Origin of the sequence: Pseudidiomarina aestuarii (assembly GCF_048263735.1) — a bacterium.
In the GTDB taxonomy this organism is placed as follows: domain Bacteria; phylum Pseudomonadota; class Gammaproteobacteria; order Enterobacterales; family Alteromonadaceae; genus Pseudidiomarina; species Pseudidiomarina aestuarii_B.
Map to the genome: position 1 here is coordinate 898,892 of NZ_JBLXDX010000001.1, position 24,790 is coordinate 923,681.

Consider the following 24,790-nt stretch of genomic DNA (forward strand, 5'->3'; position numbering starts at 1 on the left):
GCCTAAGCGTTACCAAATAGTCACGCGCTGCTCAGGAGCCACGTATAGGTCATCGCCTTCTTGCACATCAAACGCTTCGTAGAACGCTGGAATGTTGACGACCGTACCATTCACACGGAACTCTGCTGGTGAGTGAGGACCCACTGCAACTTGCTGACGAATCGCTTCTTCACGCGCTTTGTTTTTCCAAACTTGCGCCCAACCTAAGAACACACGCTGTTCACCGGTGAAGCCATCCAGTACTGGCGAAGGCTCGCCATTCAATGAATCAACGTAGGCTTTATAAGCGATGGTTAAACCAGCTAAGTCACCAATGTTCTCACCCAATGCTAAGCGACCATTCATTTTCAAGCCTTCAATCGGCTCATACTCGCTGTATTGGTTCGCCAGCATAGTGCCGCGCTCATCAAACGCAGCACGGTCTTGCTCAGTCCACCAGCTGTTCAAGTTACCGTCGCCATCATACTTCGAACCTTGGTCATCAAAACCATGGCCAAGCTCGTGTCCGATAACTGCACCGATACCGCCATAGTTGACCGCATCTTCCGCCTTCATATCAAAGAATGGCGGCTGCAAGATACCCGCTGGGAACACAATTTCATTGCGCACTGGGCTGTAGTAAGCATTGACCGTTTGTGGCGTCATACCCCAGTCTTCTTCATCAACTGGCTTGCCAATTTTGCTCAAGTTATCGTTGAATTCAAACTGTGCTGAACGCTTGTAGTTACCCACTAAATCGTCCGCAGCCACAACGAGGTCTGAATAATCGCGCCACTCACTTGGATAACCGATGTACGGCGTAAACTTGCTCAGTTTCTCTTGTGCTTTTTGCTTGGTTTCTTCGGTCATCCACTCGAGGTTATCGATCGACTCACCATAAGCGGTGATCAAGTTAGCGACAAGCTCTTCCATCCGCGCCTTGGCAGCAGGTGGGAAGTATTCCGCCACGTAAAGTTGACCCAGTACTTCACCGAGGGCACTGTCAGTAGCCGACACGCCGCGCTTCCACAATGGTTCTTGCTCTGGCGTACCTTGCAATACTTTGCCAAAGAATTCGAAGCGACGGTCACTCATTTCGGTAGTCAGCGCAGATGCATAGCGGTTCACTACTTTCAGGGCCATGTAGTGCTTCCACGTATCGACTGATACGTCGTCAAACATGTCGCCAAAAGTCTCGAAATAAGACGGCTGACGCACAATAGCTTCGTCTAAAGTTGCCAGACCAGCCGCTTCGGTAAACGCACCGAAGTTGAAGTCACCAAATAACTCAGTGAGCTCATCCATCGACTTTTTATTGTATGTGTTATCTGCATTGCGGCTTTCAACACGGGTCCAATGAGCCGTCGCGATGTCGGTTTCTAAAGCCATGATCGCATCAGCAGCTTCAGCCGCTGAGGCATAGCCGGCGAGCTCAAGAATATCGACCAGATAGTCTTTGTATTGTGCGCGAATTTCGACGAATTTCTCGTCTTCGCTAAGGTAGTAGTCGCGGTCAGGTAAGGTTAAACCCGACTGTGACATGTAGATGGCATTGATACCTGGGTTCTTCGCATCTGGATAGACATAGAACCCGAACGGTGAGCCAACACCCATTTGGGCTAGTTTGGCGAAATGCGCCGCAATCGCATTGTGGTCTTGTAATTGAGCAATCGCTTCAAGATCAGCCGCAATTGGCGTCACACCCAAACGGTCGCGCAGCTCAACATTGGTGTAGCTGTTAAAGAAGTCACCAATTTTGGCTTCGTTGCTACCTGGCTCTGGGTTTGCTGCTGCGGCTGCTTCAATAATGCCACGCAACCGTTCTTGGTTTTCGTCACGTAATTCAGTGAATGAGCCGATCCGCGAGCGATCCGATGGCATTTCGGTTTCTTTCACCCAAGTACCGTTCACATACGAGAATAAGTCATCTTGTGGACGAACGCTGGTATCAAACGCTTCCATCCGCAGACCTGAAGTCAGCGCTTGCTGCTGCTCTGCAGCTTGTGTTTGTTGTTGTTCGGTGCTCTGCTGCGGCGAGCAAGCAGCCACGCCGAGGGCAAGTGCGACACTAAGCGCAATGGTATTAATCTTGTTCATGAGTACTCCATTAAAGTCGAGATGTGAACAGTGAACAGTGAATAGATGACGCCGGTCGACAGAGCGTGATAGAGAGCACTTCGATCGGTTAACTATTCACTGTTCACTTTTTACTGTCCGTACGATAGCGGATGGGTGGGAGCGCGGCAATAAAAAACCGGGGCATGCAGCGCATGTCCCCGGTCGTTGATCGCAAATTAGACGATCGTTTACTTCTTCTTAGCCTTTTTGTTCGGCAGGTCAGTGATTGACCCTTCGAATACTTCGGCGGCAAGGCCCACTGACTCATGCAGTGTTGGGTGCGCATGAATGGTGAGTGCGATATCTTCAGCATCACAACCCATCTCGATTGCTAGACAGATTTCACCCAGCAATTCACCTGCATTCGTACCCACAACAGCACCACCAATGATGCGGTTATTCTTGTCGAAAATCAGCTTAGTGAAACCATCCGTTGCGCCTTGCGCAATCGCACGACCTGAAGCTGACCATGGGAAGGTCGCTGCTTCATACTCAATACCTTGCTCTTTCGCTTCTTTCTCTGTGAGACCTGCCCACGCGACTTCTGGGTCGGTGTAAGCAATGGATGGAATCACTTTCGGATCGAAGTAATGTTTCTTACCTGCAATCACCTCAGCAGCCACATGACCTTCGTGAACCGCTTTGTGCGCTAACATTGGCTGACCGACCAGGTCGCCAATTGCGAAGATATTCTTCACGTTGGTACGTAATTGCTTGTCGACTTCAATAAAGCCACGGTCCGTCACTTTCACGCCAGCGTTTTCCGCACCGACTTTCTTACCGTTCGGAGCACGACCGACAGCGACCAACACCGCGTCATATTTGACTGGCTTATCAGGTGCTTTGTCGCCTTCAAACGTCACGTAGATACCGTCTTTCTTGGCTTCTACTTTCGCCGCTTTGGTGTTCAACATAATGTTGTCGAACTTCTTGTTCATGGTTTTCATGAACGGCTTGATGACATCTTTGTCTGCCGGTGGAATCAACTGATCGGTCATTTCGACCACATCAATAGTTGATCCTAAGGCGCTGTATACGCAGCCCATTTCCAGGCCGATAATACCGCCACCAAGAACCAACATACGTTTTGGAATGAAGCGCAACTCGAGTGCTGCAGTCGAATCCCAGATACGCTCGTCGTCGTGCGGTACGAAAGGTAACTTAATAGACTGTGAACCTACCGCGATAATCGCGTGTTCAAAGTTAATCACGGTTTCGCCGTCATCACCTTTCACTTTCAATTGTTTGTCGCTGGCGAATTCACCGGTACCATTCACCACGGTGACCTTGCGCATTTTCGACATTTGGCTCAAACCGCCGGTCAATTGACCGATGACTTTTTCTTTGTGCTCGCGAATCTTGTCGAGGTCGATTTTTGGCGTACCAAAATCAACACCTTCAGCACCCAGATGCTTGGCATCCTCAATGTGCTTCGCCAAGTGCAACAAGGCTTTCGATGGGATACAACCGACGTTCAAGCAAACCCCACCAAGGGTGCTATAGCGCTCGACTAAAACGGTTTCAAGTCCCAAGTCAGCAGCGCGGAACGCGGCTGAATATCCACCAGGACCCGCACCGAGTACGACCACCTGGGCTTTAATTTCTTTGCTCATGACGACCTCTTTGATTCGTTCATTGACCAGATTCGATAAACGGGGCGCATTATAGCAGCCCCATAGCGATTTGTTTACTTTACAAGACCAGTTTACGGATATCCGATAACACGTTGCTTAGATAGACGCTAAATCGTGCGGCTACTGCACCATCAATAACTCGATGGTCGTACGATAAGCTCAACGGCAACATCAAGCGCGGTTCGAATTCCTTGCCATTCCACTTCGGTTTCATCTCGCTTTTCGAGACGCCCAAAATGGCGACATCTGGCGCATTCACAATCGGCGTAAACGCGGTTCCACCGATACCGCCGAGGCTAGAAATCGAGAAACAACCGCCTTGCATATCCTGCGCTTTCAGCTTGCCATCGCGAGCTCGTGTACTGACATCCATCAACTCTTCCGACAGTTGATAGATACCTTTTTTATCGACATCACGAATAACCGGTACCACCAAGCCTCCCGGGGTATCCACCGCTATACCCAAATGGATATATTTTTTCATGATCAGGCTTTCGCCATCTTCATGCAGCGATGAATTAAAGACCGGATACTCTTGTAAGGCTTTCGCAACCGCCTTCATAATGAAGACCAATGGCGTGATCTTGATGCCATCCTTCTTCTTCGCTTGCAGCTCGTTCTCTTGCTTACGGAATGCTTCCAGCTCAGAAATATCGGCTTCGTCAAATTGCGTCACGTGTGGGATCGTGACCCAATTACGATGCAAATTAGGCCCAGAAATTTTCTGGATGCGAGTCAATGGCACCTGCTCGACTTCACCGAACTTACTAAAGTCGACTTTCGGTGGCGCAATTACTTGCAATCCACCCGTACCACCGGTAGCAGCGCCAGCATTTGCCTTCGGACGTGACAATTCGTATTTCACATAATCCTGCACGTCTTCTTTCATCACGCGGTCTTTGCGACCTGAACCTTTGACTTGATTCAGATCCACACCAAATTCACGTGCGAGACGGCGCACTGCAGGCGATGCATAAGCAAGACCTTCGGCTTTACCTTTTTTATCCAAAGGATGATCAGGAACCGGTGGTTTACGCTGTTCGCTGCTGTCGCTCGACTTCTCCGCTGACGCCTTCGACTCTGGCTCTGGCTGCGGTGCTGGAGCTGGCTCTGGCGCGGGTTCAGCCGCTTTCTTGCTGCCACTGTCTTGCACGCGCAGCATGATGACCAACGAGCCTTCTTTTACTTTGTCGCCTGTTTTCACTTCAACAGACTCAACCACACCCGCTTGCGGTGCCGGCACGTCCATAGTCGCCTTGTCGGTTTCCAACGTGATCAAGCCGTCTTCAGCTGCTATCTCATCGCCTTCTTTGACCAAAACTTCAATCACATCCACTTCACCAGATTCACCGATGTCGGGAACCTTCACTTCAATAACTTTGCTCTCACCTGCGCTCTCTTCCGCGTCAGGCTCTGGTTCTGAAGCCGGTTCTGGAGCTGACTCTGGCTCTGGAGCAGGTTCTGGCTCTGGCTCCGGTTCAGGTTCAGGTTCAGAACCTGAATCCGCTTCACCTGCTGCTTCAAACATGGCCAGCAAATCACCTTCGTTAATTTTATCGCCAACCTTGACCTTTATTTCGGCAACTTTGCCGGCAAAAGGGGCTGGGATATCCATCGATGCTTTATCACTCTCAACGGTAATCAACGCGTCTTCTGCTGCGAGTTCATCACCCGTACTCACCAGAATTTCGATGACTTCAACCGCTTCGCCTCCCACATCCGGGGCTAGGACTTCTTTTAAATCTGCCATAAGTGCCTCCGCTCCCGTCGCTTACGCGTACAGTGGATTGATTTTGTTCACGTCGATGCCGAAGTCTTTAATCGCCTTCGTCACCACCTTCGCGTCAATAGTGCCGGCCTTTGCCAATTCACTGAGCGCAGCCACCGCAATGTAATGCGCGTTCACTTCAAAGTGACGACGCAAGTTTTCGCGACTGTCTGAACGCCCGAAGCCGTCCGTACCTAACACACGATACGCGGTCGGAACCCAAGCACGAATTTGATCGGCGTAAAGTTTCATGTAGTCAGTTGCTGCAATAGTTGGCCCTTTGGCTTTACCAAGTACTTCACTGACATAAGCCGTTTTCGCTTTCTTGGTCGGGTTCAACATGTTGTAGCGGTCGACATCCATACCATCACGCGCCAACTCATTAAATGACGTTGCGCTGTAAACAGTGGCACTAATGCCAAAGTCATCTGCCAACAATTTCGCCGCTTCACGTACTTGCTGCAAAATTGTGCCTGAACCTAGCAACTGCACTTCGCCTTTGGCTGACTTCGGTGCATGCTTCTCGAGTTCATACAGACCCTTAATGATGCCCTCTTCAGAACCTTCAGGGAGTTCTGGCTGCTGGTAGTTCTCGTTCATGACAGTGAGGTAATAGAACACGTTTTCACCTTCACCATACATGCGACGCAAACCATCTTGCACAATCACAGCCACTTCATAGCCGAAGGTTGGGTCATAAGTGACGCAATTCGGAACCGTGTTGAACAAGATATGGCTGCTGCCATCTTGGTGCTGGAGACCTTCACCGTTGAGTGTGGTGCGGCCAGCCGTACCACCCACCAGGAAGCCGCGTGCTTGGCTATCGCCTGCAGCCCACACCAAATCACCAACACGTTGGAAACCAAACATCGAGTAATAGATATAGAACGGAATCATTGGCTCATTGTTAGTGGAGTAGCTGGTTGCTGCTGCCACCCATGACGCCATGGCGCCGAGCTCATTGATGCCTTCTTGGAGCACTTGGCCTTTCGTATCTTCACGATAGTAGGCGACCTGATCCGCATCCTGCGGCTCATATTTTTGGCCTTGGCTGGAGTAAATACCCACCTGACGGAACAAACCTTCCATACCGAACGTACGTGCTTCATCTGGAATAATCGGGACAATGCGGTCGCCGATTTTCTTATCTTTCAGCAACGCCGTCAGCACGCGGACAAACGCCATCGTCGTTGAGATTTCACGATCACCAGAGCCTTTCAGAACCGCATCGAATGCTTTCAGTGGCGGCATTTCGAGTTCTTTATCGCTTTCTGGACGACGCACTGGCATAAAGCCACCTAGTGCTTCACGACGCTCGCGCATGTACTTCATTTCCGGGCTGTCGTCCGGGAATTTGTACAATGGAATGTCTTCAAGTTCGCTGTCTTTAATTGGAATATTGAAACGGTCACGGAAGTGTTTAATGGCTTCCATATCCATTTTCTTCACTTGGTGCGCAATGTTCTTACCTTCACCTGCAGCACCCATGCCGTAACCTTTGACGGTTTTCGCCAAAATGACTTGTGGACGGCCTTTGGTGTTCACCGCTTTGTGATACGCCGAGTAGACTTTCACCGGGTCATGACCACCACGGTTCAAGCGCCAAATATCTTCGTCAGATAGGTTGGCGACCATCGCTTTGGTTTCTTCGGTTTTGCCGAAGAAATGTTCGCGGGTATAGGCACCACCTTTAGCTTTGTAATTCTGGTACTCGCCATCAACGCTGTCTTGCATGATTTGCGCCAGCTTGCCGTCAGTATCTCGATACAGCAGTGGATCCCAATAGCGACCCCAAATGACTTTAATCACTTCCCAACCCGCGCCACGGAATGTGCCTTCGAGTTCTTGAATAATTTTGCCGTTACCGCGCACTGGGCCATCCAGACGCTGCAAGTTACAGTTCACAATAAAGGTCAGGTTATCTAAACCTTCACGAGTAGCTAAACCAATCGCACCCAAGCTTTCTGGCTCATCCACTTCACCGTCACCCAAGAAGCAGTACACACGTTGTTTCGAGCAGTCTTTAATGCCGCGGTCGGTGAGGTACTTCAAATAGCGTGCTTGGTAAATGGCTTGAATCGGGCCAAGGCCCATAGATACCGTTGGGAACTGCCAAAAATCAGGCATGAGTTTCGGGTGCGGATAAGAAGAAACACCCTTGCCATCAACTTCTTGACGGAAGTTATTGAGCTGCTCTTCAGAAATACGTCCTTCCAAGAACGCACGAGCATAAATGCCCGGTGACGCGTGACCTTGCACGTACAAGTAATCGCCGCCATCTTGCTCGGTTGGTGCGCGGAAGAAATGGTTAAAACCGATATCGTAGATCATCGCCGATGACGCGAAGCTCGAGATATGACCGCCTAACTCCAATTCTTTTTTCGATGCCCGCAAAACCATGGCCAACGCGTTCCAGCGAATTGCCGCACGAATGCGTGCTTCCATGCTCTGGTCGCCCGGCATGGTCGGCTCTTGGCTCGCTGGTATGGTATTTAAATAGGCTGTTGTCGCTGCATATGGCAAATAGGCCCCGCTACGACGCGCTTTTTCGATTAAGGATTCCAGCAGGAAGTGACCCCGCTCAGGGCCGTCTTCTTCCAGCACGACTTCGAGGGCATCAAGCCACTCCCGCGTTTCTTGCGGATCGAGGTCGTCTTTTAAGTGGTCAGTCATACTTTATCCTTACCCAGTTTGTGTTCGACATTGTTGGTGCGGCGCAATGAACGCAGCATTCGCGATTGCTCGCGATTCAGTGTCAACAATGCATTTTCGATGTAGGCGAGCAGTTGATGACACGCTTCCCGTGCCTGCTCTGGCTCACCAGCAGCTATAGCGGCAACAATGAGTTGCCGATGTTCGTGTAACTGTTGCACGATGCCCGGCTTGTGCGCGAGATCCTGCAAGTTTTGTTGAATATTTTTCTGTAACAGTGGCTGCATACTGCGCACCAAGTGCAATAGGATCACATTGTGTGATGCCTCACAAATACACAAGTTGAACTCGGTGAGCGCTGTTGCTAATGCGACGATGTCCGTTGGATCGGTACGACTAATGGCTTCAAAGCTGGCCTGTACCTGCTCTAAGTCAGCTGCGGTGCCACGAAGTGCGGCGTAATAGGAGGAGATCCCCTCTAAGGCATGCCGGAATTCGAGCAAATCAAACTGCGACTCCGGATGTTTCGTCAATAAATCCAATAAAGGTTCAGCGACCCGCTGCTGCAGATTGTCGACCACATAAGTGCCACCGCCTTGACGCCGCTCGAGCAATCCGCGCGCTTCCAGCTTTTGAATGGCTTCACGCAAACTCGGTCGCGACACTGAAAACTGATGCGCAAGATCACGCTCCGACGGCAAGCGCGCGCCAGCTTCGAGGGTGCCATCGACAATCATGCCCTCAATGCGTTGCATGATGACATCGGACAGCTTGGTCTGTTGGATGCGTTCAAAAGCCATAAATACCGGATACTAGTGAATCGTGAATAGTGAACTGTGAATAGTGAACAGAAGAGCGGAAAAAGGGCTATTTTCTGTTCACTATTCACAGTTCACCATCACTTTGGGTCATTGGTCTTACCACGCATTGTAGATCAGGACGCGGCAAAGCCCAAACATTTTCCTGTTAGAGCCAGCCGCTAATAGTGAATACTGCAATGAATACGATGAATAACAACAGGTTACGTTTTAGCAGTGCGACAGTGGTCAGAGCAGTGCTAGTAACGTCGTCGGACGATTCTGGCTCTAGATTCTCAGCCGCAGCTGCAATTTTTGTGAGCGCACTGAAGTTATCACCGGGAATATTTCCGACCGAACTGAGCCATATGCCCGCCGCTTTCGAGAAATTACCGACAAGTAAGAAGCCGAATGTCATGACGCGCGTTGGCAACCAATCAATCATGAACTGAGCGCGCTGCCAGTTGATTGACGAGGTGCGACGTGGTCGACGCATGTCACGCAAGGTGGCATATACCAGCACACCGACAATGCCGAATAGCACATAATAAAGTAGTACCGCGAAATACTGACGCAGGTGAATCCACAGTAATAAGTCATGAACTGGGGCTGCATCAGTGCGACCCGAGGCCAATCGTAATTGTCGCAAGGCTTCAGCCGTTTGCGCGGTGTCACCAGCGTTAGCGCTATCGAGGTACTCTTTATAAGCATTACGCGCTTGCGGGCACTGAATACTGAGGACTATGGCGGCAGTTCCCACAATGAAATGCAGTAACAGATTGCCGCTTAATGCCACCACGAAGGCGATCAAGAATGCTGGGATCAACGCCCATACCAGCTGTCCGAGGCCATTTTGTTTCCACTCTTTGAGGCCGGTATGTTCGAACTCAAGGTGCTGCCAACGCAGAACCAGGCGACGCCAGTGCCAGTTTTTGCCGACGGTTACGGTTCTTTCTAATGCGTATGCAAGAATAATGGCCAGCAATTGCATAATGATGATCCTAAGTTGAAATACATGCTGTTAAACAGCGATTAAAGTAAGCCCAATCAAATGCAGGACCCGGGTCCGTCTTTCGTACCGGTGCAATATGTTGATGCCCGACAATGCGACGCCGGTTGAGTTTCGGATACGTCCTGATCAAATCTGCAGCAACAGCTGCCAGCCTATCATATTGTTCTTTAGTGTAGGGGGCGGTGTCGGTTCCCTCAAGTTCGATTCCAATCGAAAAGTCATTACAACGTCTACGCCCCGCATAATACGACCGACCGGCATGCCAAGCGCGTTGCTGAAATGGCACGTACTGGATGATTTCACCATCACGTCGAATCAGGCAATGCGCGGATACTCGTAATCCCTCCAGCGGCTTGAATTCTGGGTGTGCGGCACTATCCAACTGCCCCATAAAGAGAGCATCGATATAAGGTCCGCCAAACTCCCCTGCGGGCAAACTAATGCCATGCACCACCAATACACTGATATCGGTGGCGTCCGGGCGTGCATCACAATGCGGCGACGGCCGCTGCTGCGCATAACTGAGCTTCCCATCGGTAATCAAAAACACCCCCCGAAGACACAGTGAACAGTGAATAGTGAACAGTGAACAGAAAAGCCAAAAATGAGAAATAAGAGCTGCTTTCGGGTTTTATTCACTGTTCACTGTCATTTCACTGTTCACTATTAACTATTCACTTTGTGTTTATCGTAGCGCGAAGCAGTGGAGCCGTCAGCTTTTTTGGCACTGCGGCTGGAGCTGACGTAGAATAGCCCCATTCTTTTATAGGTAGGACTGAGTAGACATGGATACGCGTGTAGATGCTGAATTGTTGCGGCGTGACCGAATCACCATGGTGGAGCTAGCGCTGCGTGAGGATCTGAACGGTTCGGCAGCGGAATTGGATATTACAGCGCAGCTTATTGAAGCAGATCGATACGCTGAAGCTCGGGTCATCACGCGGGAGCCCGCGGTTGTTTGTGGTGTCGACTGGGTCAATGAAGTGTTTACGCAGTTGGGCGGTGACGTTGAGTTACAGTGGCACGTGAAAGATGGCGATGCAGTTAGTGCTGATCAAACCCTGTTTGAGTTGCGCGGACCTGCGCGTGCCATTCTGACCGGTGAACGGACTGCGCTGAATTTTCTACAGACCCTGTCCGGAGTTGCAACCACCACAGCAAAATATGTCAAATACTTAGAAGAGTCTCATACGCAGTTGTTGGATACTCGTAAGACAATTCCAGGGTTGCGGACGGCGCTGAAATACGCAGTTGTGTGTGGTGGTGGTCACAATCATCGGGTCGGTTTGTACGACGCGTATCTCATTAAAGAAAATCATATTTTTGCTTGCGGTGGTATTGCAGCAGCCATCACTCAAGCGCGCAAATTACAGCCGAACAAAGTGGTTGAAGTTGAGGTGGAAAACCTTGCTGAATATAGCGAAGCGCTGACTGCGGGTGCAGACATTATTATGTTAGACAACTTCTCGTTGGCAGATATTTACACTGCCGTTGAGCAAAGAAATCAGCACACCAAATTGGAAGTGTCCGGCAATATTACCAGTGATCGCTTGGCTGAACTCAGTCGTACTGGTGTGGATTACATTTCGTCCGGTGCGCTGACTAAAAACATACAATCAATCGATTTGTCATTGCGAATTTGTAAATTTTAAATATTGACGCCTTAAACGTTTGTGCTATGTTTGATGTTGCAATGCGCATCCGCGAAGTGGACGTCGCGGCATGCCAGGCATGCTTTAAAAGGCAAAACCGTCGTGAGGCGGTGACGCAAAACCTCCGGTCCAGTTGTTTGGATAGCGGGGCTGCAGGCTCAAGTCTGGTGGAATGGAGTGGCTTCCCGACGAAACGTCGGTTAGCGCAACCACTTGCTCTGACAGCTAGTGCAGTTGGTTAGTTGATGTAGCGATGTGGTCGTACAGCGTGTTTATTGACTCTAGTCGAATGACAATGGGCGCCACACATTACAACAACAATAATGAGAAAGTTACGGAATACTCGGGAGATATTTCATGAAAGCGCAAATCCAACGTGGTTTTACATTAATTGAATTGATGATTGTAGTTGCAATCATCGGCATTTTGGCCGCCGTGGCCATTCCTATGTACAGTGATTACACGCAACGTGCACAAGCGAGTACGGGTGTTGCTGCGTTAGCATCATTCAAGCAAGCTGTGGCACTGTGCTACCAGAACGAAGGCGCATTAGCTGATTGTGATGCGGGTACGAATCGTATCCCAACTGCGATTGCTGATGCCGATGCAGTAAATGGTCTCGATGCAGCTGATGTGGTCGACGGTGTCATCACCGCAACGCTTGATGCTGTCGCTGAAGCTGGCGGCAACATCACTATTGCTATCGTTCCAAACACAGCTGAAGGTTCAAACCTGAACTGGGATATCGAATGTTCAGATTATGACGCAGACGGTAACTCACGCGTAGATGGTTGTGCGTATGCTGCTAACGGTGCACCAGGCCGCCCAGCAGCTGAGTAATATGTAATTGTAATTTGGTTATCCACACGGCCTCTTTGGAGGCCGTGTTTCTATTAGAAGGTCGACCATGCTGCATCATTCGCTCGCCGCTCTCTTGCTGCGAGATAAGATGATTCCTGAAGATAAACTGACTGCCTGCAGTGAATATGCATGGGAGTCTAAGCTCCCCTTCACCAGTTGTTTACTCGACCGCAAGCTCATCAAACCTGATGATTTAGCTGCCTTTTGCTATCAAGAATCGAACTGTCCTTGGATTGACCTCGATGCATTTAACATTGATGCAGTGCCGACCGATTACATCAATGAACGCCTGATTCGTAAAAACCATGCGGTGCCTTTGTACCAGCGCGGTAATGTCCTCTACATCGCGGTTTCTGATCCGACTCGAATCGAAACCTTGGATGAATTCCAATTCCGCACTCGGTTACAAGCGGAAGCAGTTTTAGTCGAGGAAAATAAGCTCCAGAAGCTGATCGACAAACTTCTCGAAAATGAAAGCTCGATGCTCGGCGTTACCGAGCAAGACGAGCAAGAGCTGCGTGATATTGACGCCTCTGACGAATTTAAAGAAGACGCTGGCTCGGTAATGGCCGACGTCAAAAACGATGCCCCGATTGTTATCTACATCAATAAAATGCTACTTGATGCGATCAAGCGCGGCGCATCAGATTTGCACTTTGAACCTTATGAGCAAGAATATCGCATCCGCTTTCGTATCGACGGTGTGCTCCATGAGATTGCTCGGCCACCAGTAGCATTAGCCGGCCGTATCGCAGCGCGACTCAAAGTTATGTCGCAGCTCGATATTGCTGAGCGTCGGCTGCCTCAAGATGGCCGCATCAAACTCAAACTATCTAAGCACAAAGCGATTGATTTCCGCGTGAGTTCACTCCCCACACTTTATGGTGAGAAAATTGTACTACGGATTCTGGATGCGCAAGCCGCTATGATTGGCATCGAATCATTAGGCTATGAACCGGAACAACAAAAGCGTTACGAAGAAGCGCTAGAAAAACCTCAAGGCATGATTCTGGTGACTGGACCTACGGGTTCAGGTAAAACCGTATCGCTTTACACGGGGTTGAATATACTCAATACCCCAGAACGGAATATCTCAACAGCGGAAGATCCGGTTGAGATTAACCTGATGGGTATCAACCAGGTACAAATTAACGTGAAGGCCGGTTTAACCTTCGCTGATGCGCTACGATCGTTCCTCCGCCAAGACCCTGATGTGGTCATGGTGGGGGAGATTCGTGACTTGGAAACCGCAGAAATTGCGATCAAAGCAGCCCAGACCGGTCACTTAGTATTGTCCACTTTGCATACGAATTCAGCCGCCGAAACTCTGACTCGATTGATGAACATGGGCGTTCCCGCCTACAACATTGCCGGTTCCGTTTCCCTCATTATTGCGCAGCGATTGGCACGTCGTCTGTGTAATCTGTGCAAAGAGCCAGAAGAATTACCGCATGAAGAATTGATCCGACAAGGGTTTACCGAAGAGCAAATTCCAAATCTCACCATTCACAAAGCGGTGGGTTGTGATCAATGCACAGGTGGCTATAAAGGTCGTACAGGTATTTACGAAGTCATGCCGATTACATCTGCTATCCAAGAGCTTATTATGACCAGTGCTGGAGCGCTGAAGATTGCTCAAACCGCGCGCGATGAAGGAATCAACTCGTTGCGTCAATCAGCGCTTCTCAAAGTTGCGTCCGGAGTGATAAGTTTAATTGAAGCCAATCGCGTAACGAGCTCATAACGATTTCTTGGGGTACTGACTATGGCAACAAAAGTGGCTGGCAAAGGCCCAAAAGCAAAAGAGATTCTCGAGTTTAATTGGACTGGCATTAATAAGCGTGGCGTCAAAGTTAAAGGCCTGATGCGCGCCGATAATGATAAGCAAGTTCGAGCCAAACTGCGGGACCAAGGCGTCACCCCAAAGTCTATCAAGAAGAAATCGAAACCACTGTTTGGCGAAAAGAAAATCACTGGCGCAGACATCGCCCTATTTACCCGGCAAATTGCGACGATGCTGGAAGCTGGGGTGCCACTTTTGCAGGCTCTCGAAATGGTTGCCAAAGGTGTCGATAATCCTCGTATTCGCGAGTTAATGCTGACCATTAGTGCTGACGTTGGTGCGGGTTCACCGCTAGCGTCTTCCTTGCGCAAACACCCCGATGTATTTGATTCGTTATATTGTGACCTCGTCGATTCCGGCGAACAGTCCGGTTCACTTGAAACCATTTATGATCGGATTGCCACCTACCGCGAAAAGTCTGAGATTCTCAAAGCCAAAATCAAAAAAGCTTTGGTCTACCCCGCATCCGTAATCGTGGTGGCATTAGCCGTTACCGTCATCCTATTAGTGTTTGTGGTACCGCAGTTTGAAGCTGTATTTAAAGACTTCGGCGCTGAGTTGCCAGCCATGACTCGATTTGTGGTGACCTTGTCAGAAATTGTGCAAGCCTATTTCTTGTATGTTGCTGCAGGAATAGCAGCAGCAGGTTGGCTGTTTAAACGCGCCTATAAGAAGAGCCAGAAACTCCGCGATCGTGTTGACCAATTGTCGCTCAAAATTGCGATTGTAGGCACTATCTTGAATAAAGCAGCGGTGGCGCGATTCGCACGTACCCTATCCACTACCTTCGCTGCGGGTGTGCCGTTAATCAGCGCACTCGAGTCCGCTGCAGGCGCATCGGGCAATGCGGTGTATCGTGACGCCATTTTGCGTATTCGCGAAGAGGTCAGTTCGGGTATGCAAATGAATACCGCAATGCAAAGTGCCGACCTTTTCCCCACTATGGCAGTACAAATGGTCTTCATTGGTGAAGAATCTGGTGCATTGGATGATATGTTGGCCAAAGTTGCTAACATCTATGAGCGCGAAGTCGATGACTTAGTGGATAACTTAACCGCATTGTTAGAGCCGATGATTATGGTGGTTATCGGGGTACTCGTCGGTGGCTTGATTGTCGCGATGTACTTGCCGATCTTCAGTTTGGGCCAAGTTGTTGGCTAACAATTTGTCGGTTCATTAACCGCAGAATCAGTTCGACTAGGAAATCGTATGGACTTAATGACGCTTTATGCTGCACACACCCCCTGGGCAGCAGCTTTTGGTATTGCTTTCGGGTTGATTGTCGGCAGCTTTCTCAATGTGGTCATTGGCCGTTATCCCGTCATGATGCAACGCCAGTGGCGAGCCGAATGTGCCCAATTGCAAGAGCAAGAACTCCCAAAAGCTGAACCCTTTAATCTAGCGACGCCCAATTCTCGTTGTCCCAAATGTCAGTCCGCTATTAGTTGGTACGACAATATTCCGGTGATCAGTTGGCTGCTGTTGCGAGCAAAATGCCGCTCGTGTGGAACTGCCATTTCTGCGCGCTATCCGTGGATTGAGTCACTGACTGGTGCAGTATTTGGGGTGTTGGCGTGGCAGTTCGGAATGAGCATTGATGCAGGCATTTATATGTTGCTTGCCGCTCTATTGATTGTCCTATTCTTTATTGACCTTGACCACATGCTACTGCCAGACCCATTTACATTGTTCGTGCTCTGGCTGGGGCTCGGTTACGCCATTTATGGCGGCCCAGTGAGTCTGCAAGATGCCGTGATTGGCGCTATGGCTGGTTACTTATTCCTATGGTCGGTTTATTGGATCTTCAAACTGCTGACCGGTAAAGAAGGTATGGGCTATGGCGACTTTAAATTGCTGGCTGCCTTTGGTGCGTGGACCGGTTTTCAGTATCTCCCCGTCATTATTATTGCTGCTGCGGGTAGCGGAGCGATATTGGGCCTTACTTTGCAATGGCTGCGCAAAACCAAAGCTGGTCAGCCAATACCATTTGGCCCGTTCTTGATCTGTGGCGGGGTCATTACCATGGTCTGGGGTGAGCTGATTCTGTCTACCTATTGGTCTTGGTTGGCACGCTGATGTATGTAGTAGGCGTGACCGGCGGCATCGGTAGCGGTAAAACGACCGTCACTAACCTCTTTCAAACCTATGGCATCGACGTGGTGGATGCGGATGTTATCGCCCGCGGACTCTTTCAACTCGGCAGCGACGCCCTGCAGCAAGTTCATGAACGATTTGGTGACCAAGCCTTGCTCGGAACGGGCGAGTTGAATCGCGCTTGGTTGAGAGCCAGAGTGTTCGAGCATCCAGAAGACAAAGTCTGGCTGAATCAGCTTACGCATCCGCTGATTCGCGAGCAGATTCTTGCCGCGCTGAAACAAGCACAATCGCCTTATGTCATTCTTTCCGCGCCACTGTTGGTTGAGAATAAGCTGACCGAGTTGTGTGATCGCGTACTGGTGGTCGACATTTCCGAGGCATTGCAGGTTGAGCGAACGCTTCAGCGCGATAGCGTTAGCGCACAGCAAGTTGCTGCCATCATGCAGGCACAAGCGTCGCGCGCTGAGCGCCTACAAGCTGCAGATGATGTTATTGATAACAGCGGTACGCAGGATGCTTTGGTGGAGCCAGTGGCGCGCTTACACCGCTTTTACCTCCAGCAGCTCGAACAATAATTGCAACTGCGCAATAAGCCGTTATGATAGAGACCATGAGCGATAACACTGCAGCAACGATTGATTATGAATATCCACTTCATGAGCGGGTACGTACTTACCTGCGCCTTGAACATTTGTTGCAAATGCTCGCTCCTCAGCGACCGGTCGATGCGACCAATTACGCGCGCTACTTCTCAGCTTTGTTTGCCATTTTAGAACTCTGTGAACGCAGTGATGTTCGCACTGATGTTCAAAAAGACCTAGACCGCCGCAAAACACAACTACAATTGTGGGCGCAGCACCCTGATGTGAATCAGGAACAACTGGCCGCCACCGCAACCCGCGTGCGCGATGCACTAGCAGCAATTCAGCCGATGACGCGTGTTGGTAGTAGCTTAAAGCAAGATCGTTTACTGGGCGTGATTCGCCAGCGTTTTGCGATGCCAGGTGGTACCTGTAACTTCGATGTCCCGCAATTACATTATTGGCTTCACCAATCACAAGACCTGCGTACCGCCGATTGCGCGCGCTGGTGGAAAGAGCTCGATGTCCTGCTATCGAGCCTGCAATTAGAGCTACAACTATTGCGTGGTCAAGCGATGTTTCGCAACGTGGTCGCGCCTGCAGGCCTCTTACAAGAAACCACCGAAGCTCTGTCGTTACTCCGCTTACAAGTCCCAGCAGATATTCCTGCCTACCCGGTCATCAGTGGCCACAAAACCCGCTTCAGCATCCGCTTCCTGCGCTACACCCCAGTCGATGGGAAAGCGTCCTACGAAGAAGATGTGACGTTCAGCCTGGCGTTATGCCCTTAACTGACAGTAAATAGTGAATAGTGAATAGTGAAAAGGGAAAAAAGAATAGAGGAACAGTTCATGTTTTGTGTTCACTGTTCACTATTCACTGTTCACTGACACAAGAGGTTGACGATTCGGGTGTTGGCTTCCGGGAAAGGATAGGCTTCTAGTTCGCTACGATCGACCCAGCGCCATTCTTGGCCTTCGCGCTGATGCACTGTGCCCGTGAACGAATGAACGTGCCAGACGTCCAGAATGACGCTTTTATCCGGGTAATCGAATTGAATCACTGTGAAGGGTGTTGCCGAGGTAACTTGGATGTTGCACTCTTCTTGCAGCTCACGGCATAAGGCATCGTAGACAGACTCATCCGCTTCGACTTTACCGCCTGGAAATTCCCATTTGTCGCCCTGGTGTAAATGCTGATGGCGACGACTGATGAAGATGGCACCGTCGGTGTTTTCTATGACACCGACGGCAACATGAATGGCGTTAGATTTTGCCATGACATTGTTTATATTTTTTACCCGACCCACATGGACATGGATCGTTGCGGCCCACTTTCTGCGCTGCAGCAGACTCTGCTGGCTCAGGTGATGGACTACCGCTGGTGCTCGCACTCTCGTGAGTGAATTGCTTCGGCGCCCGCTCTGCTGCTTCACGGCGCTTAGCTTCAACCGCTTCGACGTCTTCTTCCGCACGTACGCGTACTTTGCTCAGAATCGTCACGACTTCTAATTTCAGCGCTTCGAGCATGTCGGTGAAGAGTTCAAACGCTTCACGTTTGTATTCCTGCTTTGGATTCTTCTGCGCGTAGCCGCGTAAATGGATACCCTGACGCAAATGATCCATCGCCGCTAAGTGTTCCTTCCAATGCGAATCCAAGCTTTGTAGCATGATAGCCTTTTCGAACTGGCGTAATACTTGCGAGCCCACTTGTTCTTCTTTGGCTGCATACGCTTGCTCAATTTCGCTGAAGATACGTTCACGCAAGGTTTCCTCATGCAGCTTGTCGTCATCATCCAACCACTTCTGCACCGGCAACTGCACATCGAAATCAGCGCGTAGGCGTTCTTCTAAACCTTCGACATTCCACATTTCTTCAAGAGATTGCGGCGGGATGTACTCGTTGATCACATTCTCAACCACATCTACGCGAATAACTTTAATCGTTTCTGAAATATCACCTTCATCGAGCAACTCGTTGCGTTGCTCGTACACCACTTTACGTTGGTCATTGGCGACATCATCGTATTCAAGCAATTGCTTACGAATATCGAAGTTACGGCCTTCAACTTTGCGCTGTGCATTCTCGATAGCGCGTGACACCCAAGGATGTTCGATGGCTTCACCACGTTTCATACCGAGGCGTTTCATCATGGCACCCATGCGCTCTGAGGCGAAGATACGCATCAACGGGTCTTCCAGTGACAAGTAGAAGCGTGATGAACCCGGGTCACCTTGACGACCTGAACGACCACGGAGCTGGTTATCGATACGTCGTGATTCGTGACGCTCGGTACCAATAATATGTAAACCACCCGCGGCGATAACGGCATCATGACGCTCTTGCCAAGCTGTCTTCACTTTATCGATTTGCTCGGGGCTTGGCTCTTTCAGCTTCTCAATTTCAGACTGTAAATTACCACCCAGTACGATATCCGTACCACGACCCGCCATGTTGGTAGCGATGGTCACCGCTCCTGGCAAGCCAGCTTGGGCAACGATATCGGCCTCTTGCGCATGGAATTTTGCGTTCAAGACGTTGTGTGGAATTTTCTTTTTCTTCAATAAGCCAGACAGTAGCTCGGAGGTTTCGATGGAAATTGTACCAACTAGTGCTGGTCGACCGGCCTCGCGACACTGTTGGATATCTTCGACGATAGCATCGAACTTCTCTTCAGCGGTCAGGAAGATTAAGTCAGCACGGTCATCGCGAATCATCGGACGGTTGGTTGGAATAACGACCGTCTCTAGACCATAAATAGATTTAAACTCGAATGCTTCGGTATCGGCGGTACCTGTCATACCCGCCAATTTATTGTACAGGCGGAAGAAGTTCTGGAAGGTAATCGACGCCATCGTCTGGTTTTCATTTTGGATGGTGACGCCTTCTTTGGCTTCCATGGCTTGGTGCAAGCCTTCCGACCAACGACGACCTTCCATTGTCCGACCCGTGTGTTCATCGACAATCACGATTTGGTCGTCTTTGACAATATAATCGACGTCACGATGGAATAAGTGCCGCGCGCGCAGCGCTGCATTCACATGGTGTAGCAAAGTGATATTTGCGGCCGAATAAAGCGAGTCGTCTTCGGCGAGCATGCCGCGCTCTTTCAATAATTGCTCGACATTCTCTTGACCTTCTTCGGTCAAATGTAACTGGCGTGCTTTTTCATCGATTGTGAAGTCACCTTCAACACGGCCTTCTTCACTATCTTCTTTGTCGGCTTTCTTCAGCAACGGCACCAGCTCATTCATTTTGATATAGAGCTCTGAGCTATCTTCAGCGGCACCAGAAATAATTAGTGGAGTCCGCGCTTCATCGATTAAAATCGAGTCAACCTCATCCACAATGGCATAATTCAATTCACGTTGTGAGCGGTCTTGCGGCGTAAACGCCATGTTGTCACGCAGATAATCGAAGCCAAATTCGTTATTGGTCCCGTATGTGATATCGGCTTGATACGCAGCCTTTTTGTCCCGTGGATTCATACCCGGAATGTTGAAGGCAACAGTCATATCGAGGAATTCGAACAACGGACGGTTAGTTTCGGCATCACGACGCGCTAAGTAATCGTTCACCGTCACAATATGCACGCCTTTACCTGTCAACGCGTTGAGATACGCGGGTAAGGTCGCAGTAAGGGTTTTACCTTCACCAGTGCGCATTTCGGCAATACGGTTGTCATTTAAGATCATGCCGCCAACCAGCTGCACATCAAAATGACGCATGTTAAATACACGCTTGGATGCTTCGCGCACGGTTGCAAATGCTTCAACGAGAATGTCGTCGAGCGTTTCACCTTGGCCTAAGCGTTGCTTAAACTCAGCAGTTTTCTGTTTTAATTCACTGTCGCTCAATGCCTCAAATTCTGGTTCAAGCGCATTGATGCGCTGCACATTTTTTTGTAAACCTTTGAGGATACGATCGTTACGGCTACCAAAAACCTTCCGAAAAATACTTCCAAGCATGAGAATTTAAAATCCTGTGGTCGTTGTCGCGTGCCTTAATTGGCTTCGCGATATACATATTTATAAGGGTCAATTTGTCGATTGTTGCGGAGCACCTCATAATGCACATGTGGACCTGTCGAGCGTCCGGTGCTTCCGAGTATGGCTATTTCTTGGCCGCGTGTGACAACATCGCCTTCTTTCACCAACAATTCTTTACAATGGGCATAGCGCGTTTTTAAACCGCCCCCATGGTCAATTTCAATGAGCTTGCCGTAGCCATAACGCTCACCTGACCATGTGACAACCCCAGCACCGGTTGCGTACACACCGGCATTTTCTTCCAAACTGGCAAAGTCGAGGCCCTTATGCATAGCTGGTGTGCCATTAAACGGATCTTTCCGCACACCATACTGTGACGACAACCAACCTGACGCAATTGGACGCCCTGCCACAAAGCTCTCAGCAGAGATATGGTGACTCATCATCACAGACTCAAGGAGGGAGAGCTGATTTTGTTTATCGGAGAGCTGGTCGAGCATGCGATCAATCTGATCAACCACATCGCGACCATCGACACGCGGCGCTTCCGTGATGGAAATTTCTGGTCCACCGACGAGTGGTGATGCGGATTGTTCGCCAAATTCGAATTCACCGTTATCGAGTTCAGCTACCGCAGCCAGCCGTTGACCTAGAGCGTCTAGCCGGCGCATCTGCGCCTGCATTTCACCCAAATAGATGGTCATTGCTGCGAGCTTTTTCTCGGTTTCATCCTTCAATTGGGCAACCGCTTTTGTTTGCGCTGCCAATCGAATTTGCTCATCGCTAATACTGGCACGCGCAGCCTCTGGATCCACCCCACTGTATTCCCAGGGTTTACTCAGAGCCAGCACACCCAAAGCCGTCAAACCTGCTAAAGACAGCAATCGGCGCCGCGTGAGCTCGAATCCGAATTTTACTTTGGTGCCTCGATAGAAGACTGTTAGACTCATGCAATCTCTCGTTGCTTTGAAACTTATGGCTCGCTCTCGACCCCGTACCCTACAACATGTGCTCGATGGTCAAAAGCTTCAGCAATTTGCTGACTTTACCGAGCAACACAAACGCTGGCAACAGCAATTACGTGATTGTTTTCACGTACTGCAGCTGTCGCCTTTGTCTGAGCATTGTCAGGTTTTGAACGTCCGCGCACAAACCCTAATCATGCAAGTTTCATCGGCCGCTATTGCGACACGATTGAAAATGCAACAAAGCCGCATTATAACGTATTTTCGCAATGAAGCTATGCTTGCGGTCGAACGACTTGAACTACGCATCGCCCCTACTACCAAACACGCTGCACCAGAACCACGCAAGCAGCCCTCGAGCAGCGACTCGCTGAGCGATACGGTAAGACAATTACGGGAACAAGCTGAACAGTGCGAAGAGCCGCTGCGCTCGCAACTGCTAGCGCTAGCAACCAAATACGAAAAGTGACAGTGTATAGTGAATAGTGAATAGGTAAGTGAAAAAAACAAAAAGGCCAGCGACTGCTGGCCTATATGTCTGTTTCTATTATCTGTTCACTATTCACAATTTACTGTGTTTAGGCGGTGACCGGTTGGAACGCGATTGGTGCTTTCACGTCCGCTTCTTCGAAGGTCACAAACTCCCACGCTTCTTGATTTGCCAAGACTTCGCGTAGCAGCATGTTATTCAAAGCGTGGCCTGATTTGAACGCACGCAGGTGGCCCAGAATAGCGTGACCACCCATGTACAAATCACCAACAGCGTCGAGAATTTTGTGTTTGACGAACTCGTCGTCATAACGCAAGCCTTCGCTGTTTAAAATGCGGAATTCATCCAGTACCACTGCATTGTCGAAGCTACCACCTAGCGCCAGATTATTAGCGCGGAGGTATTCGATGTCTTTCATAAAGCCAAACGTGCGCGCACGGCTTATTTGCTTCACGAAACCTTTGGTACTGAAGTCCATGCTGAACACCTGGCCGGTGTCAGCAATGGCCGGATGGTCGAAGTCGATGGCAAAATCGATGCGGAAACCATTATGGGGTAGTAGTTCCGCCCACTTGTCACCGTCTTCAACACGAACCGGTTGCTTGATTCGGATAAACTTTTTGGCAGACGACTGTTCTTCAATCCCGGCGCTCTGCAGCAGGTAGATAAATGGATGAGAGCTGCCATCCATGATCGGGATTTCGTGACTGTCGACTTCAATGATCAGATTGTCGATGCCCATGGCGGCGATAGCAGCAAGCAAATGCTCGACTGTTGAAACGCGCACATTGTCTTCGTTGATTAAACAGGTACACATACGCGTGTCGCGCACCAACTCTGCATTGGCGACGATATCTACAGCAGGATTCAGATCGACACGACGAAACACCAGACCTGTATTCGCAGGCGCCGGACGCAGTGTTAACTGTACCTTGTTCCCTTTATGCAAACCCACACCTGTGGTTGCAATAGGTTGCTTAATCGTACGTTGTTTAATCATCTTTCAGCTTCTTCTCACCTGTCATCTGACCAGTAAAAGGCGCAATAGTTTACCCAAAACTTGAAAAAACCGCAATTTTTTCAGGCCCTTTACCCCTCTTTTACGTCAAATAGTGGTGTTTAGTCCACTTGGCGACGTAAAAACGCAGGAATATCTAAGTAATCCATATCCTTACCAGCACCTGCTTTCGGTTTTGCCGCTGGTTTCACCACTTCGTCTTCGATCTGTTCTTGATAGTCTTCTTCTTCGATCAATTGACGTGCAGTGGCTGCACCTTCGTAACCGCCGCTCGAACGACCGTACAGCGATTCACGACGTGGCTGTTGCTGCTGATTGTTGACCAATGAAATGTCTGGCTTGCGTTCAGCACCAATACCGGTTGCGACAACTGTTACGCGGAGTTCTTCAGACATCTCGGTATCAATAACCGTACCAACAATGACCGTCGCGTTTTCTGATGCAAAGGCTTTGACGGTATTACCGACAATATCGAACTCGTCGATACTGAGGTCCATACCCGCAGTGATGTTGACTAGTACGCCGCGAGCGCCAGAAAGATCGATATCTTCCAACAATGGACTGTTGATCGCCATTTCTGCAGCCTCTTGAGCACGGTCTTCACCACGCGCAACACCGGTTCCCATCATGGCAGTACCCATTTCACGCATAACCGCCCGGACGTCCGCAAAGTCGACGTTGATCAAACCAGTACGGGTAATCAAGTCAGCGATACCTTGAACAGCGCCTAACAGAACGTTGTTGGCTTCGCTGAATGCATCCAACAAACTGGTTCCTTTACCGAGAACTTTCAGCAACTTTTCGTTCGGGATGGTGATCAAGGAATCGACATAGCGAGCCAACTGCGCAATCCCTTCGTCAGCAATAGCCATACGCTTTTTGCCTTCAAATGGGAAAGGCTTGGTGACGACCGCAACCGTCAAAATACCCAGCTCACGCGCCACTTCCGCAACTACGGGTGCCGCACCAGTACCGGTACCACCGCCCATACCAGCGGCGATAAAGATCATATCGGCGCCTTGCAGCTGTTGTTTAATTTGCTCACGGGTTTCTTCAGCAGCTTGGCGACCGATTTCTGGGTTCGCGCCAGCGCCGAGACCTTTGGTGAGGTCATTGCCTAATTGAATGGTGATATGCGCGCCATGATTACGCAGTGACTGCGAATCTGTATTGGCGGCAATAAACTGCACCCCTTCAATGTTGGCATGAATCATGTGTTTCACGGCGTTACCACCGCCGCCCCCGACGCCAATCACTTTAATGACTGCATCTGCGTCAAAATTGTCTACAACTTCAAATACTTCAGACATATTGTTTCTCCTTTACCTGCTTAT

20 protein-coding genes and 1 riboswitch are annotated in these 24,790 nt (G+C 49.8%); of the genes, 8 read left to right on the top strand and 12 right to left on the bottom strand.

Annotated features, from left to right (window positions below):
• Nucleotides 1-9: 9 nt before the first annotated feature.
• The 7 genes from ACN0S4_RS04120 to ampD form a co-directional block, all read right to left on the bottom strand.
• Nucleotides 10-2,076, bottom strand: coding sequence for a M13 family metallopeptidase (locus ACN0S4_RS04120; RefSeq protein ID WP_417656444.1), 2,067 nt, complete (start codon nt 2,074-2,076; stop codon nt 10-12).
• A 209-nt stretch (nt 2,077-2,285) separates the two neighbouring features.
• Nucleotides 2,286-3,710, bottom strand: coding sequence for a dihydrolipoyl dehydrogenase (lpdA, locus tag ACN0S4_RS04125; RefSeq protein ID WP_169930485.1), 1,425 nt, complete (start codon nt 3,708-3,710; stop codon nt 2,286-2,288).
• 79 nt (nt 3,711-3,789) lie between these two features.
• Nucleotides 3,790-5,481, bottom strand: a complete 1,692-nt coding sequence (gene aceF / locus ACN0S4_RS04130; protein ID WP_417656445.1) for a dihydrolipoyllysine-residue acetyltransferase — start codon at nt 5,479-5,481, stop codon at nt 3,790-3,792.
• A gap of 21 nt (nt 5,482-5,502) precedes the next feature.
• Nucleotides 5,503-8,172 carry a pyruvate dehydrogenase (acetyl-transferring), homodimeric type gene (gene aceE, locus ACN0S4_RS04135; RefSeq protein ID WP_417656446.1) on the bottom strand — a complete coding sequence of 890 codons (2,670 nt, stop codon included), beginning with the start codon at nt 8,170-8,172 and terminating at the stop codon, nt 5,503-5,505.
• Nucleotides 8,169-8,951 carry a pyruvate dehydrogenase complex transcriptional repressor PdhR gene (gene pdhR / locus ACN0S4_RS04140; protein WP_417656447.1) on the bottom strand — a complete coding sequence of 261 codons (783 nt, stop codon included), beginning with the start codon at nt 8,949-8,951 and terminating at the stop codon, nt 8,169-8,171. Before pdhR ends, aceE begins: the two co-directional genes overlap by 4 nt.
• 166 nt (nt 8,952-9,117) lie before the next feature.
• The gene (gene ampE, locus ACN0S4_RS04145) at nt 9,118-9,939 is read right to left on the bottom strand and encodes a regulatory signaling modulator protein AmpE (protein WP_417656448.1); all 822 of its coding nucleotides are present in this window, start codon (nt 9,937-9,939) and stop codon (nt 9,118-9,120) included.
• Between the two features lie 10 nt (nt 9,940-9,949).
• Complete coding sequence (ampD, locus tag ACN0S4_RS04150) at nt 9,950-10,504, bottom strand: 1,6-anhydro-N-acetylmuramyl-L-alanine amidase AmpD (RefSeq protein ID WP_417656449.1); 555 nt, start codon at nt 10,502-10,504, stop codon at nt 9,950-9,952.
• 265 nt (nt 10,505-10,769) lie between these two features.
• On the opposite strand from ampD, the gene nadC reads away from it, so the two are divergent.
• The 7 genes from nadC (at nt 10,770) to zapD (ending at nt 17,785) form a co-directional block, all read left to right on the top strand.
• Nucleotides 10,770-11,612, top strand: coding sequence for a carboxylating nicotinate-nucleotide diphosphorylase (gene nadC, locus ACN0S4_RS04155; RefSeq protein WP_417656560.1), 843 nt, complete (start codon nt 10,770-10,772; stop codon nt 11,610-11,612).
• Nucleotides 11,613-11,692: 80 nt separating this feature from the next.
• A riboswitch (cyclic di-GMP riboswitch) is annotated at nt 11,693-11,770 on the top strand.
• A 199-nt stretch (nt 11,771-11,969) separates the two neighbouring features.
• Nucleotides 11,970-12,452 (top strand): pilin, encoded by a 483-nt coding sequence (locus ACN0S4_RS04160; protein WP_417656450.1) that lies wholly within the window; start codon nt 11,970-11,972, stop codon nt 12,450-12,452.
• Nucleotides 12,453-12,519: 67 nt separating this feature from the next.
• Nucleotides 12,520-14,217 carry a type IV-A pilus assembly ATPase PilB gene (pilB, locus tag ACN0S4_RS04165; RefSeq protein ID WP_417656451.1) on the top strand — a complete coding sequence of 566 codons (1,698 nt, stop codon included), beginning with the start codon at nt 12,520-12,522 and terminating at the stop codon, nt 14,215-14,217.
• A gap of 21 nt (nt 14,218-14,238) precedes the next feature.
• Nucleotides 14,239-15,477, top strand: a complete 1,239-nt coding sequence (locus ACN0S4_RS04170; RefSeq protein WP_417656452.1) for a type II secretion system F family protein — start codon at nt 14,239-14,241, stop codon at nt 15,475-15,477.
• Nucleotides 15,478-15,525: 48 nt separating this feature from the next.
• On the top strand, nt 15,526-16,392 hold the full coding sequence (locus tag ACN0S4_RS04175) for a prepilin peptidase (protein WP_417656453.1): 867 nt from the start codon (nt 15,526-15,528) through the stop codon (nt 16,390-16,392).
• On the top strand, nt 16,392-16,988 hold the full coding sequence (coaE, locus tag ACN0S4_RS04180) for a dephospho-CoA kinase (protein WP_417656454.1): 597 nt from the start codon (nt 16,392-16,394) through the stop codon (nt 16,986-16,988). The genes ACN0S4_RS04175 and coaE overlap by 1 nt, the downstream gene beginning before the upstream one ends.
• A 35-nt stretch (nt 16,989-17,023) precedes the next feature.
• Complete coding sequence (gene zapD / locus ACN0S4_RS04185) at nt 17,024-17,785, top strand: cell division protein ZapD (RefSeq protein ID WP_417656455.1); 762 nt, start codon at nt 17,024-17,026, stop codon at nt 17,783-17,785.
• A 92-nt stretch (nt 17,786-17,877) separates the two neighbouring features.
• On the opposite strand, the gene mutT is transcribed toward zapD, so the two are convergent.
• The 3 genes from mutT to ACN0S4_RS04200 are packed head-to-tail and all read right to left on the bottom strand — an operon-like array spanning nt 17,878 to nt 21,933.
• Nucleotides 17,878-18,273: an 8-oxo-dGTP diphosphatase MutT gene (gene mutT, locus ACN0S4_RS04190; RefSeq protein ID WP_417656456.1), complete on the bottom strand. Its 396-nt coding sequence runs from the start codon at nt 18,271-18,273 to the stop codon at nt 17,878-17,880.
• Nucleotides 18,260-20,962 carry a preprotein translocase subunit SecA gene (gene secA / locus ACN0S4_RS04195; RefSeq protein WP_417656457.1) on the bottom strand — a complete coding sequence of 901 codons (2,703 nt, stop codon included), beginning with the start codon at nt 20,960-20,962 and terminating at the stop codon, nt 18,260-18,262. The genes mutT and secA overlap by 14 nt, the downstream gene beginning before the upstream one ends.
• Before the next feature lie 35 nt (nt 20,963-20,997).
• Nucleotides 20,998-21,933, bottom strand: coding sequence for a M23 family metallopeptidase (locus tag ACN0S4_RS04200; RefSeq protein ID WP_417656458.1), 936 nt, complete (start codon nt 21,931-21,933; stop codon nt 20,998-21,000).
• Between the two features lie 25 nt (nt 21,934-21,958).
• On the opposite strand from ACN0S4_RS04200, the gene ACN0S4_RS04205 reads away from it, so the two are divergent.
• Complete coding sequence (locus ACN0S4_RS04205) at nt 21,959-22,417, top strand: DciA family protein (protein ID WP_417656459.1); 459 nt, start codon at nt 21,959-21,961, stop codon at nt 22,415-22,417.
• 109 nt (nt 22,418-22,526) lie between these two features.
• On the opposite strand, the gene lpxC is transcribed toward ACN0S4_RS04205, so the two are convergent.
• Together lpxC and ftsZ are read right to left on the bottom strand one after the other, a co-directional pair.
• The gene (gene lpxC, locus ACN0S4_RS04210; RefSeq protein ID WP_417656460.1) at nt 22,527-23,438 is read right to left on the bottom strand and encodes a UDP-3-O-acyl-N-acetylglucosamine deacetylase; all 912 of its coding nucleotides are present in this window, start codon (nt 23,436-23,438) and stop codon (nt 22,527-22,529) included.
• Between the two features lie 119 nt (nt 23,439-23,557).
• Nucleotides 23,558-24,766, bottom strand: coding sequence for a cell division protein FtsZ (gene ftsZ, locus ACN0S4_RS04215; RefSeq protein WP_417656461.1), 1,209 nt, complete (start codon nt 24,764-24,766; stop codon nt 23,558-23,560).
• Nucleotides 24,767-24,790: the final 24 nt, after the last annotated feature.